The organism is Streptococcus pseudopneumoniae IS7493, from assembly GCF_000221985.1.
Lineage (GTDB): Bacteria > Bacillota > Bacilli > Lactobacillales > Streptococcaceae > Streptococcus > Streptococcus pseudopneumoniae.
In genome coordinates, this window is sequence record NC_015875.1 from 794,043 (window position 1) to 809,972 (window position 15,930).

The following is a 15,930-nucleotide window of genomic DNA, read 5'->3' on the forward strand; positions in this document are numbered from 1 at the left end:
AGTTTCAATCTACTATATAAAAACGCATAATAGCGAGTGTACCTCAATACTATGCGTTTTATTGTGGGAAGACTTATTGGACTTTCGCTCAAGTAGAGTTTTTACTCAATTTCCTCACTGGATTGGGATTGAAATTCCAATTAATTTCTCTGAGTAGAGTGTCTTGATATTGGCTTCATCAATAGAGTCCTTATTAATTTTACGTTTCAAGAAAAATTCTTGAATGGTTTCGATTTCAGGCTCACGAATAGCACGGTGTTTGTTTGAGATGAGGATTTCATAGTGAAGCGGCGCTTGGGTAAAAATAACATCTGTATTCCCTGCAGAATAAACCTCAACAAGGGTTGCATCGGTACTTTCTAGCTGATTTTTTACAAGTTGCGAGTGTGAGTTTGTCGTATTGATAAGCTTCATAATATTTCCTCCGATTTTCTAATTCTATTATAGCACTTTTTGAATAAAGTCGCTTGATTTATACTCAATGAAAATCAAAGAGCGAACTAGGAAGCTAGCCGCAGGTTGCTCAAAACACAGTTTTGAGGTTGTAGATAAGACTGACGAAGTCAGTGACCATATCTACGGTCAGGCGACGCTGACGTGGTTTGAAGAGATTCTCGAAGAGTATTAGTCAATCTTATGCTGTTTTTTCCAAGATTGGATGGCCCATTTATGGCTACCACGTTTAAGATTTTGGATAGCCTCGTCAATAGGGAACCAGGCAATATGATTAAAGTCTTCTAGTGGATTTTGCACTTCTTTGAAAGAAGTCGCTTCATAGAGGTGGGCAGGATTGTAGTAGTAGGTATCACGATGACGAGAGTAGAAGTATTCATCAGCCTGTCCATAATAGGTACCAATTTCAGCTGTGAAACCAAGCTCTTCAATCAATTCACGCTTTAGGGCTTCCTGATGATTTTCACCTACTTCAATTTCGCCACCTGGTAGGAACCAAGCGCCATTAGGTGCTTGAACAAGAACAATTTGTTTTTGTTTAGCGTCAGGGATAACTGCATACACTCCATAGCGTGCAACATAGTCTGTATTTGCTTTTTTTTCTCCGAAAGTTGGGTTTGCCATTGCATTTTCCTCATTATCTAGTATCTTTATTATTATCATAATGGACAAAGGCAGAGCTGTCAAGAACTTATAGTTATTTTAGTAAAAAGAGCAGAAAATTTTCATTTTCTACTCCTTTTCTATAGGATTTATACTTCTTTTTCATAAGTTTTTACTTCAACTTTTTTGGCAGACTTAATTTGAATGTTTCCCTTGCTAGTCAGAACTGCTTTGAGGTCTTTTTCGCTTGGATTTTCAAGGTAGTAGTCAGTGATTGCGTCCTCAATATAGTCTTGAATAGTCCGACGAAGTGGGCGTGCTCCCATTTTTGGATCATAACCTAGGTCAACCAGCTTTTCCTTGACCTTGTCAGTTACATCCAAATGAATGTTGTTGCTAGAGAGGCGCTTGTTAACATCTGCTAGCATGAGCTCGACAATCTGAAGGAGATTATCCTTGCTGAGAGCCTTAAATTCGATAATGCCATCAAAACGGTTCATAAACTCTGGGCTAAAGAAGTTGCCGAGTTCACCGAGAACAGAGTTGGTACGTCCTTCTCTAGTAGCCCCAAATCCAACGTTGGCTTCAGACTTACCTGTACCTGCATTTGAGGTCATGATAATGATGGCATCCTTGAAGCTAACGGTCCGTCCTTGCCCATCTGTCAAACGACCATCGTCCAAGACTTGTAGAAACATGTGCATAACATCTGGGTGAGCTTTTTCCACTTCATCGAGAAGGATGAGAGAATATGGATTGCGGCGAACTTTTTCAGTTAATTGACCAGCCTCATCATAGCCAACATAACCTGGAGGAGCGCCGACCAACTTAGCCACACTGTGTTTTTCCATGTATTCACTCATATCAAAGCGAATCATACTATCAGCAGAACCAAAGAGTTCGATAGCTAATTGTTTGGAAAGTTCTGTCTTACCGACCCCAGTTGGTCCGACAAAGAGGAAGCTTCCAATTGGACGGTTAGGCGTACCAAGACCGACACGATTACGGCGAATAGCCTTAGCAATCTTATCGACTGCATCATCTTGGCCAATAATATGAGACTTGAGATCTTCGGCTAGATGGATGAGTTGAGATTGTTCTTTCTCTTTTAAATCACCAACAGGGATGTTGGTTTTCTGCTCAATAATATGCTCAATGGTTTGTTCACTGATGATTGGAGTATCCTGGTCTGTGACCTTTTTCTTTTGCATTTCCTTATATTTGGCAATCTGGTCACGGAAGTAGGCGGCTTTTTCAAAATCTTCTTCTCGTGTAGCTTGAGACTTGAGATTTTCAGCCTCAATCAAGCGCTGATCAATGACTTTAGGGTCTACAAAATTCAAGGTCAAATTCATCTTAGAACCAGCTTCATCTAGGAGGTCAATGGCCTTGTCAGGTAAGAAGCGATCTTGGATGTAACGATTGGAAAGAGTTGCAGCTGCTTCAATCGAAGCATCGGTATATTGAACGTGGTGGTAGTCTTCGTATTTCTTTTGAATCCCTTTGAGGATAGTGATTGTTTCTTCCACGGTTGGTTCATCAACCTTGACAGGCTGCATACGACGCTCGAGGGCAGCATCCTTTTCAATGATACGGTATTCATTGAGGGTAGTAGCGCCGACCAGTTGCAGTTCTCCACGAGCAAGGGCTGGCTTGAGGATATTTCCTGCGTCCATATTACCATCACTCGCAGAACCAGCACCAACAATTTCATGGATTTCATCGATAAAGAGGATGATGTCTTCACGTTTGCGAATTTCTTCCATGAGTTTTTGCATGCGTTCTTCAAATTGTCCTCGAATCCCCGTTCCTTGAACTAAGCTAACCACATCCAGACGGATGACTTGTTTACCTTGGAGTTTATGTGGCACATCGCCATCGACAATTTTCTGAGCTAGACCTTCGACAACGGCCGTTTTTCCGACACCAGGTTCACCGATAAGGACAGGATTATTCTTGGTTCTACGATTGAGAATCTCGATGACACGGATAATCTCATCGTCGCGCCCAATAACGGGGTCAATGTCTCCACGACGGGCAATTTCAGTTACATTAATACCAAATTCTTCCAGCAGGCCTTTTTCTTGGCTAGGTGGCGGAGTTTGAGTAGATCCACGATTTTGGGAACCATAACCGCCGTTTCCACCGTAACCTCCACCTGATTGGGTTGGGGGAATAGGAGGAGTATTGCTAGAAGGTCTGAAATTGTTTAGATCATTGAAGAAATCACCAAAGGGATCGAAGTCACGATTGTTCAGATCCGTCATACCTTTGAAGAGGCTATTGTTAGGATCTGTTTTGATAATCTTGTAGCAGTTTTGACAGAGGTCAATTTGTTTTTGTTTTCCATTGAGATTGGTGTAAAGATGAATTGTTGAGTCGTTGATTTTACAGTTTTGACAAAGCATACATCTACCTCATTTCTTTCTTTATCCTGATCTGTTTAAAGGTCAAAAATAGTCAAATTCCTATACTCTCATTATAACAGGATTGGGGTGTAAAGCAAGTAAAAAGATTGCAGCTTTGAAAAGTTGTTACAATGAAAATTTTTGTGAATTTGGACTATAAAAAAATCCTATTTGTGAGACAAAAAGGATTTTGGTTAGACATGCAGGGACAATCCCAGCTTGTTTTAGATTAGTAGAGAAGTTCGTAAATCTCCATTGCAATTAAGTCAATGCTATCAAACGTATACGTTTCGCGAGCTTCTACGTCACGAAGGGTAAAGATTGAGCCGTTTTCTTCGTCGTGGCTGTACGCAACTTCTGCAACAACAACTCCTTCACGTTCAAAATTACGTTTTAAATTTCCGCCATCGTTTGCCATTGCTTCAAGGCGGTTGATGATTCTAACCAAATGTGATTCCATTTTGATTCTCCTTCATTTCTTATCGTTACTATTTTACCATAAAGGAGGCCAACTTGACTAGAAAAAAACTAAAATTTCTCGCTAATTCTGCTAGTTTAAAGATTTTTAAATAAATTGGATAAAAGATTTGAATTTTAATTCAATATACGTTATAATCATACAGTATTCTATTTTAGAAAGCAGTGTGACTATGAATTTTTCTTTTTTACCTAAGTATTTACCTTATTTTAACTATGGGGCTGTTGTGACGGTTCTCATTTCTATCTGTGTTGTCTTTTTGGGAACCATTTTGGGGGTTGTCTTGGCTTTTGGGCAACGTTCAAAGTTTAAACCGCTTGTTTGGCTGGCCAACTTGTACGTTTGGATTTTCCGTGGGACACCGATGATGGTTCAGATTATGATTGCCTTTGCTCTTATGCATATCAATGCTCCGACTATTCAGGTTGGAATTTTAGGTGTTGATCTTTCTCGTCTGATTCCAGGGATTTTGATTATCTCTATGAACAGTGGTGCTTATGTTTCTGAGACTGTTCGTGCTGGAATCAATGCAGTTCCAAAAGGTCAGCTAGAGGCGGCTTATTCGCTAGGGATTCGTCCTAAAAATGCGATGCGCTATGTGATTTTGCCACAAGCAATCAAAAATATTTTGCCAGCATTGGGGAACGAATTTATTACCATTATCAAGGATAGCTCCCTCTTATCAGCTATCGGTGTCATGGAGTTGTGGAACGGAGCTACAACAGTTTCTACAACAACCTATCTACCTTTAACACCACTTTTATTTGCAGCCTTTTATTACTTGATTATGACTTCTATTTTGACCGTAGCCTTGAAAGCTTTTGAAAAACGTATGGGACAAGGAGATAAGAAATAATGACAGAAACCTTGATAAAAATTGAAAATTTACATAAATCATTTGGAAAGAATGAAGTATTGAAGGGCATCAACCTCGAGATTAAAAGAGGAGAAGTTGTCGTTATCATCGGTCCTTCAGGGAGCGGGAAATCTACCTTGCTTCGCTCTATGAATTTGTTGGAAGAAGCAACTAAAGGAAAGGTTATCTTTGAGGGAGTCGATATTACGGACAAGAAGAATGACCTGTTTGCCATGCGTGAGAAGATGGGGATGGTTTTCCAACAATTCAATCTCTTTCCTAATATGACTGTGATGGAAAATATCACCTTGTCACCTATCAGGACCAAAGGTGAAAGCAAGGCAGTTGCTGAGAAGAGAGCTCAGGAACTTTTGGAAAAAGTTGGTTTACCAGATAAGGCAACTGCTTATCCACAGAGTTTGTCAGGTGGACAGCAACAACGGATTGCCATAGCACGTGGTTTGGCCATGGAACCAGATGTTTTGCTCTTTGACGAGCCAACTTCAGCCTTGGATCCTGAAATGGTAGGTGAGGTATTGGCTGTTATGCAAGATCTAGCCAAATCAGGAATGACCATGGTTATCGTAACACATGAAATGGGATTTGCCCGTGAGGTGGCAGACCGTGTCATCTTTATGGCAGACGGTGTGGTTGTTGAGGATGGAACACCAGAACAGATTTTTGAACAAACCCAAGAACAACGGACTAAAGATTTCTTGAGTAAGGTTTTATAATCTATTTTAAAATTTCAAGACAAGATTAGTGAAAAGCTCAACCAGAGCTTTTTCTTATAGTTTGAAACTATAGGATAGCCTAGGAAAGAAGTGTTAGAGGGTGCTGGCAGTTTTTGGTATAATGGAAGATATTTGAAAGAAAAGAGAAGTGATATGACACAGATTATTGATGGGAAGGCTTTAGCAGCTAAATTACAAGGACAGTTGGCTGAAAAGACTGCAAAACTAAAAGAAGAAACAGGTCTAGTGCCTGGTTTGGTAGTGATTTTGGTGGGAGATAATCCTGCCAGCCAAGTCTACGTTCGCAACAAGGAGAGGTCAGCTCTTGCGGCTGGTTTCCGTAGCGAAGTAGTGCGAGTTCCAGATACCATTACTCAAGAGGAATTGTTAGACTTGATTGCCAAATACAATCAAGATCCAGCTTGGCATGGGATTTTGGTCCAGTTGCCATTACCAAAACACATTGATGAAGAGGCGGTTTTGTTGGCCATTGACCCAGAAAAGGATGTGGATGGTTTCCATCCCCTAAACATGGGACGTCTTTGGTCTGGACATCCAGTTATGATTCCTTCGACACCTGCAGGAATTATGGAAATGTTTCATGAATATGGGATTGAATTGGAAGGTAAAAATGCGGTCGTCATCGGTCGTTCTAATATCGTTGGAAAACCCATGGCCCAGCTTCTTTTGGCCAAAAATGCAACAGTGACCTTGACCCACTCACGCACCCATAATCTTGCCAAGGTGGCTGCAAAAGCAGATATTCTTGTGGTCGCAATTGGTCGTGCCAAGTTTGTGACTGCTGACTTTGTCAAACCAGGTGCGGTTGTCATTGATGTCGGTATGAACCGCGATGAAAATGGGAAGCTCTGTGGAGATGTTGACTATGAGGCAGTTGCCCCACTTGCTAGCCACATCACACCAGTTCCTGGAGGTGTAGGCCCTATGACCATTACCATGCTAATGGAGCAAACTTATCAGGCAGCACTTCGGACATTGGATAGAAAATAAGAGAAAAATCGCTGAAGAGAGTGTATTTTCTATAGCTATATCTGAAATGGCAGAAATGAGTATTAAATTTTAGATATAAGATTACAAAAGGAGGTCTGCGCCTCCTTTTTGTTGTATAATAAAAGCGAGAGGAAAAAACGATGAAAGTGATTGATCAAACTTTACTAGAAAAAGTTATTATTGAACGTTCTCGTACAAGTCATAAAGGAGACCATGGTCGTCTGCTGCTGCTTGGTGGCACTTATCCTTATGGAGGTGCTATCATTATGGCTGCACTAGCTGCTGTTAAGAGTGGTGCAGGATTGGTGACCGTTGGAACGGACAGGGAAAATATTCCAGCTCTGCACAGCCATTTACCTGAGGCTATGGCATTTTCTCTTCAAGACAAGCAATTGTTAAAAGAGCAGTTGGAGAAGGCAGAAGTTGTCTTGCTGGGACCTGGTTTAGGAGACGATGCTTTTGGAGAAGATCTAGTCAAACAGGTCTTTGCTAGCTTAAAACAGAATCAGATTTTGATTGTAGATGGTGGTGCCCTGACCATTCTTGCTAGGACAAGTTTGTCGTTTCCGTCTAACCAGCTTATCCTAACTCCCCACCAAAAAGAATGGGAAAAGCTGTCTGGTATTGCTATTGAAAAGCAAAAGGAAGATGCAACAGCTAGTGCCCTGACTTCATTTCCTCAAGGAACAATTTTGGTGGAGAAAGGTCCGGCTACTCGTATTTGGCAAGCTAGCCAATCTGATTATTACCAGTTACAGGTTGGTGGTCCCTATCAGGCGACTGGGGGAATGGGAGATACTATCGCTGGAATGATTGCAGGATTTGCAGGCCAATTCCGACAGGCCAGTCTCTACGAATGTGTGACGGTAGCGACCCATCTTCATTCAGCTATTGCCCAAGAACTAGCTCAAGAACAGTATGTGGTTTTGCCAACGGAGATTAGTAATTGTATTCCTAAAGTAATGAAAATTATTTGTCAACAAGAGAGGGTAAGCAAAGATAAACTTGTTTAAAATAGATAGATAAACCCACTTCCTTCTCTTAATTTATGATTCTTGAAATGCGCCTGCTTTAATGCTAAACTAGACGTATCAAAGTTAAGGTCTTGTTTTTGGAACTGGAAAGAGATGAACAAAGCAAATACATAAAAGATAAATTCATTTTTATTCGTTTTATAAAAATAAAATGCATGTTTTCAAAGAAAGATTGATAAAAAATGTAAATTTGATCTTTTTACTTGAATAAAAAGCGATTTCATAGTAGAATAAGAACTGAGAATGATGGAGGTAAATCGGTGGAAAATCTGAAGAAAATGGCAGGTATCAAGGCTGCTGAGTTCGTGAGCGATGGAATGGTCGTTGGACTTGGAACAGGCTCGACTGCCTATTATTTTGTAGAAGAAATCGGTCGTCGTATCAAGGAAGAAGGATTGCAGATTACAGCTGTAACAACTTCTAGTGTGACCACTAAACAGGCAGAAGGCCTTAATATCCCGCTCAAGTCTATTGACCAAGTAGACTTTGTCGATGTGACGGTTGATGGCGCGGATGAAGTGGATAGTCAGTTTAATGGAATTAAAGGCGGTGGTGGTGCCCTTCTCATGGAAAAGGTGGTCGCAACACCATCAAAAGAATACATTTGGGTGGTGGATGAAAGCAAGCTGGTCGAAAAACTAGGTGCTTTTAAATTGCCAGTAGAAGTGGTTCAGTATGGTGCAGAGCAGGTCTTTCGTCATTTTGAACGAGCTGGCTACAAACCAAGCTTCCGTGAAAAAGATGGCCAACGTTTTGTGACCGATATGCAGAACTTTATCATTGACCTTGACTTGGATGTCATCGAAGATCCAATTGCTCTCGGACAAGAATTGGATCATGTCGTTGGTGTCGTAGAACACGGTTTATTCAACCAAATGGTGGATAAAGTAATCGTTGCTGGACGAGATGGGGTTCAGATTTTAACCTCAAGAAAAGAAAAATAGAAGGGGGCATAAGATGTCTAAATTTAATCGTATTCATTTGGTGGTACTGGATTCTGTAGGAATCGGTGCAGCACCAGATGCTAATAACTTTGTCAATGCAGGGGTTCCAGATGGAGCTTCTGACACACTGGGACACATTTCCAAAACAGTTGGTTTGAATGTGCCAAATATGGCTAAAATCGGTCTTGGAAATATTCCTCGTGAAACTCCTCTTAAGACAGTACCGGCAGAAAGCAATCCAACTGGATATGCAACAAAATTGGAAGAAGTATCCCTTGGTAAGGACACCATGACTGGGCACTGGGAAATCATGGGACTCAACATTACGGAGCCTTTCGATACTTTCTGGAACGGATTCCCAGAAGAAATCTTGACAAAAATCGAAGAATTCTCAGGACGTAAGGTCATTCGTGAAGCCAACAAACCTTACTCAGGAACAGCCGTTATCGATGATTTTGGACCACGTCAGATGGAAACTGGAGAGTTGATTATCTATACTTCAGCTGACCCTGTTTTGCAGATTGCTGCCCACGAAGACATTATTCCTTTGGATGAATTGTACCGTATCTGTGAATACGCTCGTTCGATTACCCTTGAGCGTCCTGCCCTTCTTGGTCGCATCATTGCTCGCCCTTATGTAGGTGAACCAGGTAACTTCACTCGTACGGCAAACCGTCGTGACTTGGCTGTATCTCCATTTTCCCCAACTGTTTTGGATAAATTGAATGAGGCTGGTATCGATACTTATGCTGTGGGTAAAATCAACGATATCTTTAACGGTGCTGGTATCAACCATGACATGGGTCACAACAAGTCAAATAGTCATGGAATTGATACACTATTGAAGACTATGGGACTTGCTGAGTTTGAAAAAGGATTCTCATTCACAAACCTAGTTGACTTTGATGCCCTTTACGGCCATCGTCGTAATGCTCACGGTTACCGTGATTGTTTGCATGAGTTTGATGAACGCTTACCTGAAATTATCGCAGCTATGAGAGAGAATGACCTTCTCTTGATTACTGCGGACCATGGAAATGACCCAACGTATGCAGGAACGGATCACACTCGGGAATATATTCCATTGTTGGCCTATAGCCCTGCCTTTAAAGGAAATGGTCTCATTCCAGTAGGACATTTTGCAGATATTTCAGCGACTGTTGCCGATAACTTTGGTGTGGAAACTGCTATGATTGGGGAAAGTTTCTTAGATAAATTGGTATAAGATGACGCGCTATGCTTTGCTGGTGAGAGGTATCAATGTTGGTGGTAAGAATAAGGTCGTCATGGCGGAGCTTCGTCAAGAATTGACAAACTTGGGACTGGAAAAGGTTGAGAGCTACATCAATAGTGGCAATATTTTCTTTACTTCGATAGATTCCAAAGCCCAATTGGTTGAAAAGCTAGAGACTTTCTTTGCAGTCCATTATCCATTTATTCAGAGCTTTTCTTTACTGAGTCTAGAGGACTTTGAGGCGGAACTTGAAAATCTACCAGCTTGGTGGAACAGAGACTTGGCACGAAAAGATTTTCTCTTCTACACGGAGAGTTTGGATGTGGATCAAGTCATTGAGAAAGTAGATAGTTTGAAACTGGAAGATGAAGTTCTTCATTTTGGAAGACTTGGGATTTTCTGGGGGAAATTCTCTGAAGAATCCTACTCTAAGACTGCCTATCACAAGTACTTGCTCAAGATGCCTTTCTATCGCCATATTACCATTCGCAATGCAAAAACCTTTGACAAAACCGGTCAAATGCTAAAAACTAATAAAGGAGACACACAATGACATTTTTAGATAGAATAAATGAAACAGCTGCTTTCCTGAAAGAAAAGGGAATCCAAACGCCTGAGTTCGGTCTAATCCTTGGATCAGGACTTGGAGAATTGGCAGAAGAAATCGAAAATCCAGTTGTAGTAGACTATGCTCAGATTCCAAACTGGGGCCGTTCGACAGTAGTTGGTCACGCTGGGAAATTGGTATATGGTGAACTGGCAGGTCGCAAGGTCTTGGCTCTTCAAGGACGTTTCCATTTCTACGAAGGAAATCCTCTGGAAGTTGTGACCTTCCCAGTACGTGTCATGAAAGTTCTTGGATGTGAAGGTGTTATTGTAACCAATGCAGCTGGTGGTATTGGTTATGGCCCTGGTACTTTGATGGCTATCTCAGATCATATCAATATGACGGGGCAAAATCCATTGATGGGTGAAAACTTGGATGACTTTGGTCCACGTTTCCCAGATATGTCTAAGGCCTACACTCCAGAATACCGTGCTACTGCCCATGAAGTGGCTAAAAAACAGGGTATCAAGCTTGATGAAGGTGTCTATATCGGTGTAACTGGTCCAACTTATGAAACACCAGCAGAAATTCGTGCTTATAAGACACTGGGAGCAGATGTAGTTGGTATGTCTACGGTTCCTGAAGTGATCGTGGCAGCCCATTCAGGTTTGAAAGTTCTAGGAATTTCATGTATTACTAACTTTGCGGCTGGTTTCCAAGAAGAACTCAATCACGAAGAAGTTGTAGAAGTAACCGAACGTGTCAAAGGTGACTTTAAAGGCTTGCTTAAAGCGATTCTTGCAGAATTGTAAGAAAAAAGATTTAAAAGGGGGAATGCCTCTTTCCTTTCATGGTTGACTATTCGGAACAAAGAAGAAACATAGGTAGACTATGGGTTTCTTCCTACTCTTGTAACTGAAAGAGTCTGATAGTTAGCATTGTGAAAGATAAGATTCTAGGATGCTAGCATTAGTTTCCTAGCCAAGCAGACTAGGATGATAAGGAAAGATAAGAATGAATTTACTTTCTGAATTTCTTAGCCTTGTCCTATATATAGCACAAGGAGATTTAGTTTGAGTCTGCTTATAAATAAACGAAAAGAAAGATAAAGAATAATGAAAATTGGTCAACGAATGATGCGCTTTGGCATAAAAAAATTAAGTATCGGAGTTGTATCTGTTGCAGTCGGCTTTGCATTTCTAGCTCCAGCTGGAATTTCAGCCAATGAACTACAGCAAGATGTAACATCTGAAGTGGCAACAAGAGTGCTAGATTCTAAGGAGGAATTGAGAGAGCCGGAAAATGCTACTCCAAAACTAGAAACTCCTCTTAGAGAGGAGTCAAGACTAGCTCCTCAAACGCTTCCGGAAGCAAGTGAAGTTCTTGAAAACAAAAGGGAAGAGTCAAAAGTAGAGATAACCGAGCCAGCTCAATACTTACCTATTCTTGCTCCTGTAGAAGAAACTAAAGAAGAAGCTGTGACAGAAAAACCAACAAATACTCGTTCTCTAACAGCAGAAGATTTGGTGAAGATTTCCAAAGGGGAATTGCATTTAGAAAATGATTTGATTGATGAATCTCTCTACGGTGAAAAAGTTCTTGATTTGGAAGGGGATGATGACCAAGATGGCATCAAAAACAAAGATGAACTTTATGTTTACAACAAAGATGGTAAGGATTATCTAGGATATAACAGTCATCCCTTGCTAGCAGACAGTGATGGGGATGGTTTGGCAGATGGAGAAGATGACAATAAGAAAGAATGGTATGTCACAGACCGTGATTCTCTTCTCTTTATGGAGTTAGCCTATCGAGACGATGATTATATTGAGAAAATTTTAGATCATAAGAATCCTTTCCCTAGTCTCTATCTTGACCGTCAAGAATACAAACTCATGCACAATGAATTGGCTTCTTTCTGGAAGATGAAAAAAGCCTACCATACAGATAGTGGCTTGGATGCTTTCTTATTTGAGACCAAGAGCGACCTTCCTTATCTCAAAGATGGAACGGTGCACATGTTGGCTATACGTGGAACAAGACGGAATGATGCGAAAGATTTAAGTGCAGATTTTGTTTTGTTAGGAGGAAATAAACCAGCGCAAGCGGATGATATCCGCAAGGTTGTTGGGGAATTAGCCAAGGATACAAGTATTACCAAGTTGTATATGACAGGCCATTCTCTTGGAGGCTACCTAGCTCAGATTGCAGCGGTTGAAGCTTACCAAAAATATCCTGATTTTTATAACCATGTATTGCGAAAAGTGACGACTTTCAGTGCGCCTAAAGTGATTACTTCCAGAGCGGTTTGGAATGCTGAGAATGATTTCTGGGATGTTGGTTTGGAAAGCCGTAAATTAGCTGTTAGTGGAAAAATTAAGCATTATGTGGTTGATAATGATAATGTTGTGACTCCCTTGATTCATAATGATCGTGATATTGTTACATTTACAGGTAATTCACGCTTTAAACACCGTTCTCGTGGCTATTTTGAAAGTCGAATGAATGATATTCTTAACTTTAATATTGGTAAACGAGCTACCTTAGACAAACATGGTTATCGTGATCCGAAATTGGATAAAGTGCGATTCTTTAAGAAACAGGCTCTGCCTCAATCTTCTAGTCAACCAAGCGCTGAACCAATGGAAAATATTGCCTTAGGAAAACAGGTTACTCAAAGTTCGACAGCTTTCGGAGGAGATGCTAGAAGAGCTGTGGATGGCAAAGTTGATGGTAACTATGGTCACAATTCTGTCACTCATACCAACTTCCAATCTAAGCCTTGGTGGCAAGTAGATTTGGCTAAAGAAGAAACCATTCGCCAAATCAATATTTACAACCGAACAGACACTGCTCAGGATAGATTGGCAAACTTTGATGTCATTCTTTTAGACAGTTCTGGTAAAGAAATTGAGAGAAAACGCATAACATCTCTTAAAGATGTGTCAGCACAAATTGCGATTAACCATAAAAAAGCGCGCTATGTTCGAATTGAGCTAGAAGGCTATAATGCCCTCAGTCTTGCAGAAGTCCAAGTATATCGTGCTGAGAATATCGCTTGGAAAAAACAAGCTAAGCAAAGTTCTACTGATTTTGGAGGAGATGCTAGTCGTGCCTTGGATGGCAATGCCAATAGTAGTTATAGCCAGCAATCAATTACCCATACAAAATTTGAAAACCAGCCTTGGTGGGAAGTTGATTTAGGTCGTACAGAACAGGTAGGACTTGTTCGCCTTCATAACCGTGGGGATGGAGAACTTTCTAAACGTCTGTCAGACTTTGATGTGATTTTATATGATGAAAAAGGGAAAGAAGTTGCTAGACAGTATGTTTCTAAACTTGACGGAGCGAGCTTGGATGTTCAATTAAATGGGAAATTGGGACGCCGTGTTCGTGTGCAACTACGTAAGAACAATCAAGCCCTCAGTCTTGCAGAAGTAGAAGTTTTCCGCTTTATAGCTACGAATGGTGAGACGGCGACACAAGTTTCTAAGCCAGTTCAACCAATCAGTCAGACTCCTGCCAAAGATAAAACATTGACAATTCAACATAGTGGAGCTTACATTGCCCGCTACTCTATCACTTGGGAAGAAGTTACAGTAGACAAAGATGGAAACCAAGTTGTTCGTAGTCGTTCTTGGGAAGGAAACGGTCGCAACCAGACTGCAGGTTTTGTCCTCAACCTCCCAATCAAAGAAAATATGAGAAATCTGCGAATTAAGATTGAGAAAAAGACAGGTCTACTATGGAATAGGTGGCAAACAATCTATGAAAACAGACCAATTTTAACTCAACCCCACCGTAAAATTACCCATTGGGGAACAACATTAAATTCTAAGATTTCTGATGACGATGTCTTGTAAAAAATCCTACTATTCAAGAATGAGATGATTTAGTTTATAAGAGAAGTACTACCTGAGCTCGAATAGGACTCAGGTAGCTATCTGTGAGAGAACAAAATTAATACTCAATGAAAATCAAAGAGCAAACTAGGAAACTAGCCACAGGCTGCTCAAAGCACTGCTTTGAGGTTGTAAATAGAACTGACGAAGTCAGCTCAAAACACTGTTTTGAGGTTGTGGATAGAACTGACGAAGTCAGCTCAAAACACTGTTTTGAGGTTGTGGATAGAACTGACGAAGTCAGTAACCATACCTACGGCAAGGCGACGTTGACGTGATTTGAAGAGATTTTCAAAGAGTATAAACAGAAAGGTAGAGCGCGTGTTCTAATTTGAACATGAGCGGAAAAACTTAGAAAGGAAGGGGAGTTCGGGTTTGAATTGAATCCGATCTACTCTTCTCAATATTATCAAAATTAAGAAAGGAATTGAACCCATCATAAAAGCAGTGGGAAAAGATAGTTGGTCTAGCGAGCATCGCTCACTGCGCCCCACTCCTATTTTCCCTTTGGCTTTTTAACGAGTTTGGTATCTTTCTCAATATAAAATATAAAAAAGAAAGGTAGAGCATGTGTTTTGATTTGAACATGAGCGGAAAACTTTTCTAAAACTCAGAAGAGAAGGGGAGTTCGGGTTTGAATTGAATCCGGTCTAATCTTCTCAATATCATCAAAGTTAAGAAAGAAAGGAATTGACCCCACCCTAAAAGCAGTGGGAAAAAGATAGTTGGTCTAGCGAGCATCGCTCACTGCACTCAACTCCTATTTTCCCTTTGCTTTTTGACGGGTTTGGTATCTTTCTCAATATAAAATAAAGAAAGGTAGAGCGTGTGTTCTGATTTGAACACGAGCGGAAAACTTGGAAAATAGATAATCTGACTGAAAAATCAGGATTTCTCGTCAGATTCCTAATTTTCAGTCGTTTTCTTGTCGCTCTTTGTATCATAAATTATGTCTATCCATATTGCTGCTCAGCAGGGTGAAATTGCTGATAAAATTCTTCTTCCTGGGGATCCTCTTCGTGCTAAGTTTATTGCGGAGAATTTCCTTGAAGATGCTGTTTGTTTTAACGAAGTGCGTAACATGTTTGGTTACACTGGTACTTACAAGGGCCACCGTGTATCTGTTATGGGAACTGGGATGGGAATGCCATCTATTTCGATTTATGCGCGTGAGTTGATTGTTGACTACGGTGTGAAGAAATTGATTCGTGTGGGAACTGCGGGTTCTTTGAATGAAGATGTTCACGTCCGTGAATTGGTTTTGGCTCAGGCAGCTGCAACCAACTCTAACATCATCCGCAATGACTGGCCACAGTACGATTTCCCACAAATCGCTAGCTTTGATTTGCTAGATAAGGCTTACCATATCGCCAAAGAACTCGGTATGACCACCCACGTTGGGAACGTTTTGTCTTCTGATGTCTTTTATTCAAACTACTTTGAAAAGAACATCGAGCTTGGTAAATGGGGAGTCAAGGCTGTGGAAATGGAAGCAGCAGCTCTTTACTATCTGGCTGCTCAGCACCATGTTGATGCGCTTGCTATCATGACCATATCTGATAGTTTGGTCAATCCAGACGAAGACACAACTGCAGAAGAACGCCAAAATACCTTCACAGATATGATGAAGGTTGGTCTAGAAACCTTGATTGCTGAATAAAAGAGAACACAAAAGGAAGACTTTCTGGATGAAAATCTTCCTTTTTTAGTCATTCAGTTCATACTG

The 15,930-nt window shown here is 40.8% G+C and carries 16 protein-coding genes; 12 read left to right on the forward strand and 4 right to left on the reverse strand.

Annotation, left to right across the window (positions count from 1 at the left end; genetic code table 11):
- Positions 1-114: 114 nt before the first annotated feature.
- Entirely contained in the window at positions 115-414 is a 300-nt protein-coding gene (locus SPPN_RS04090; protein WP_000767185.1) for a DUF1827 family protein, read from the reverse strand.
- A 67-nt stretch (positions 415-481) separates the two neighbouring features.
- Here SPPN_RS04090 and SPPN_RS13830 point away from each other — a divergent pair, with 67 nt between their 5' ends.
- Positions 482-628 (forward strand): hypothetical protein, encoded by a 147-nt coding sequence (locus SPPN_RS13830; protein WP_000693567.1) that lies wholly within the window; start codon positions 482-484, stop codon positions 626-628.
- Here SPPN_RS13830 and SPPN_RS04100 read toward each other — a convergent pair.
- The 3 genes from SPPN_RS04100 to SPPN_RS04110 form a co-directional block, all read right to left on the reverse strand.
- On the reverse strand, positions 625-1,077 hold the full coding sequence (locus SPPN_RS04100) for an NUDIX hydrolase (RefSeq protein WP_000013081.1): 453 nt from the start codon (positions 1,075-1,077) through the stop codon (positions 625-627). The genes SPPN_RS13830 and SPPN_RS04100 overlap by 4 nt on opposite strands.
- 128 nt (positions 1,078-1,205) lie before the next feature.
- Positions 1,206-3,464: an ATP-dependent Clp protease ATP-binding subunit gene (locus SPPN_RS04105; protein ID WP_000882535.1), complete on the reverse strand. Its 2,259-nt coding sequence runs from the start codon at positions 3,462-3,464 to the stop codon at positions 1,206-1,208.
- A gap of 229 nt (positions 3,465-3,693) precedes the next feature.
- Positions 3,694-3,924 carry a DUF1797 family protein gene (locus tag SPPN_RS04110; RefSeq protein ID WP_000443574.1) on the reverse strand — a complete coding sequence of 77 codons (231 nt, stop codon included), beginning with the start codon at positions 3,922-3,924 and terminating at the stop codon, positions 3,694-3,696.
- Positions 3,925-4,114: 190 nt separating this feature from the next.
- Between SPPN_RS04110 and SPPN_RS04115 the strand changes: the two genes are divergently transcribed.
- The 11 genes from SPPN_RS04115 (at position 4,115) to deoD (ending at position 15,864) form a co-directional block, all read left to right on the forward strand.
- The gene (locus SPPN_RS04115; protein ID WP_001011642.1) at positions 4,115-4,798 is read left to right on the forward strand and encodes an amino acid ABC transporter permease; all 684 of its coding nucleotides are present in this window, start codon (positions 4,115-4,117) and stop codon (positions 4,796-4,798) included.
- Positions 4,798-5,532: an amino acid ABC transporter ATP-binding protein gene (locus tag SPPN_RS04120; protein ID WP_000140962.1), complete on the forward strand. Its 735-nt coding sequence runs from the start codon at positions 4,798-4,800 to the stop codon at positions 5,530-5,532. The genes SPPN_RS04115 and SPPN_RS04120 overlap by 1 nt, the downstream gene beginning before the upstream one ends.
- A 153-nt stretch (positions 5,533-5,685) precedes the next feature.
- Positions 5,686-6,543, forward strand: coding sequence for a bifunctional methylenetetrahydrofolate dehydrogenase/methenyltetrahydrofolate cyclohydrolase (locus SPPN_RS04125; protein WP_000192087.1), 858 nt, complete (start codon positions 5,686-5,688; stop codon positions 6,541-6,543).
- 140 nt (positions 6,544-6,683) lie between these two features.
- On the forward strand, positions 6,684-7,556 hold the full coding sequence (locus tag SPPN_RS04130; RefSeq protein ID WP_000863090.1) for an NAD(P)H-hydrate dehydratase: 873 nt from the start codon (positions 6,684-6,686) through the stop codon (positions 7,554-7,556).
- Between the two features lie 281 nt (positions 7,557-7,837).
- Positions 7,838-8,521 (forward strand): ribose-5-phosphate isomerase RpiA, encoded by a 684-nt coding sequence (rpiA, locus tag SPPN_RS04135; protein WP_000429302.1) that lies wholly within the window; start codon positions 7,838-7,840, stop codon positions 8,519-8,521.
- Positions 8,522-8,534: 13 nt separating this feature from the next.
- Positions 8,535-9,746, forward strand: coding sequence for a phosphopentomutase (locus tag SPPN_RS04140; RefSeq protein WP_000033123.1), 1,212 nt, complete (start codon positions 8,535-8,537; stop codon positions 9,744-9,746).
- A gap of 1 nt (position 9,747) precedes the next feature.
- Positions 9,748-10,308 (forward strand): DUF1697 domain-containing protein, encoded by a 561-nt coding sequence (locus SPPN_RS04145; RefSeq protein ID WP_000199115.1) that lies wholly within the window; start codon positions 9,748-9,750, stop codon positions 10,306-10,308.
- Positions 10,305-11,114, forward strand: a complete 810-nt coding sequence (locus tag SPPN_RS04150) for a purine-nucleoside phosphorylase (protein ID WP_000143382.1) — start codon at positions 10,305-10,307, stop codon at positions 11,112-11,114. Before SPPN_RS04145 ends, SPPN_RS04150 begins: the two co-directional genes overlap by 4 nt.
- Positions 11,115-11,417: 303 nt before the next feature.
- Positions 11,418-14,165 (forward strand): galactose-binding domain-containing protein, encoded by a 2,748-nt coding sequence (locus SPPN_RS14295; RefSeq protein WP_000690151.1) that lies wholly within the window; start codon positions 11,418-11,420, stop codon positions 14,163-14,165.
- A 107-nt stretch (positions 14,166-14,272) separates the two neighbouring features.
- Positions 14,273-14,482: a hypothetical protein gene (locus SPPN_RS13850; protein WP_031233770.1), complete on the forward strand. Its 210-nt coding sequence runs from the start codon at positions 14,273-14,275 to the stop codon at positions 14,480-14,482.
- A 671-nt stretch (positions 14,483-15,153) separates the two neighbouring features.
- Positions 15,154-15,864: a purine-nucleoside phosphorylase gene (gene deoD, locus SPPN_RS04175; protein WP_000022091.1), complete on the forward strand. Its 711-nt coding sequence runs from the start codon at positions 15,154-15,156 to the stop codon at positions 15,862-15,864.
- Positions 15,865-15,930 lie beyond the last annotated feature (66 nt).

Coding starts and splice junctions, on each gene's coding strand:
- SPPN_RS04090 (WP_000767185.1), bottom strand. CDS start 414: ATGAAGCTTATCAATACGACAAACTCACACTCGCAACTTGTAAAAAAT.
- SPPN_RS13830 (WP_000693567.1), top strand. CDS start 482: ATGAAAATCAAAGAGCGAACTAGGAAGCTAGCCGCAGGTTGCTCAAAA.
- SPPN_RS04100 (WP_000013081.1), bottom strand. CDS start 1,077: ATGGCAAACCCAACTTTCGGAGAAAAAAAAGCAAATACAGACTATGTT.
- SPPN_RS04105 (WP_000882535.1), bottom strand. CDS start 3,464: ATGCTTTGTCAAAACTGTAAAATCAACGACTCAACAATTCATCTTTAC.
- SPPN_RS04110 (WP_000443574.1), bottom strand. CDS start 3,924: ATGGAATCACATTTGGTTAGAATCATCAACCGCCTTGAAGCAATGGCA.
- SPPN_RS04115 (WP_001011642.1), top strand. CDS start 4,115: ATGAATTTTTCTTTTTTACCTAAGTATTTACCTTATTTTAACTATGGG.
- SPPN_RS04120 (WP_000140962.1), top strand. CDS start 4,798: ATGACAGAAACCTTGATAAAAATTGAAAATTTACATAAATCATTTGGA.
- SPPN_RS04125 (WP_000192087.1), top strand. CDS start 5,686: ATGACACAGATTATTGATGGGAAGGCTTTAGCAGCTAAATTACAAGGA.
- SPPN_RS04130 (WP_000863090.1), top strand. CDS start 6,684: ATGAAAGTGATTGATCAAACTTTACTAGAAAAAGTTATTATTGAACGT.
- SPPN_RS04140 (WP_000033123.1), top strand. CDS start 8,535: ATGTCTAAATTTAATCGTATTCATTTGGTGGTACTGGATTCTGTAGGA.
- SPPN_RS04145 (WP_000199115.1), top strand. CDS start 9,748: ATGACGCGCTATGCTTTGCTGGTGAGAGGTATCAATGTTGGTGGTAAG.
- SPPN_RS04150 (WP_000143382.1), top strand. CDS start 10,305: ATGACATTTTTAGATAGAATAAATGAAACAGCTGCTTTCCTGAAAGAA.
- SPPN_RS14295 (WP_000690151.1), top strand. CDS start 11,418: ATGAAAATTGGTCAACGAATGATGCGCTTTGGCATAAAAAAATTAAGT.
- SPPN_RS13850 (WP_031233770.1), top strand. CDS start 14,273: ATGAAAATCAAAGAGCAAACTAGGAAACTAGCCACAGGCTGCTCAAAG.
- deoD (WP_000022091.1), top strand. CDS start 15,154: ATGTCTATCCATATTGCTGCTCAGCAGGGTGAAATTGCTGATAAAATT.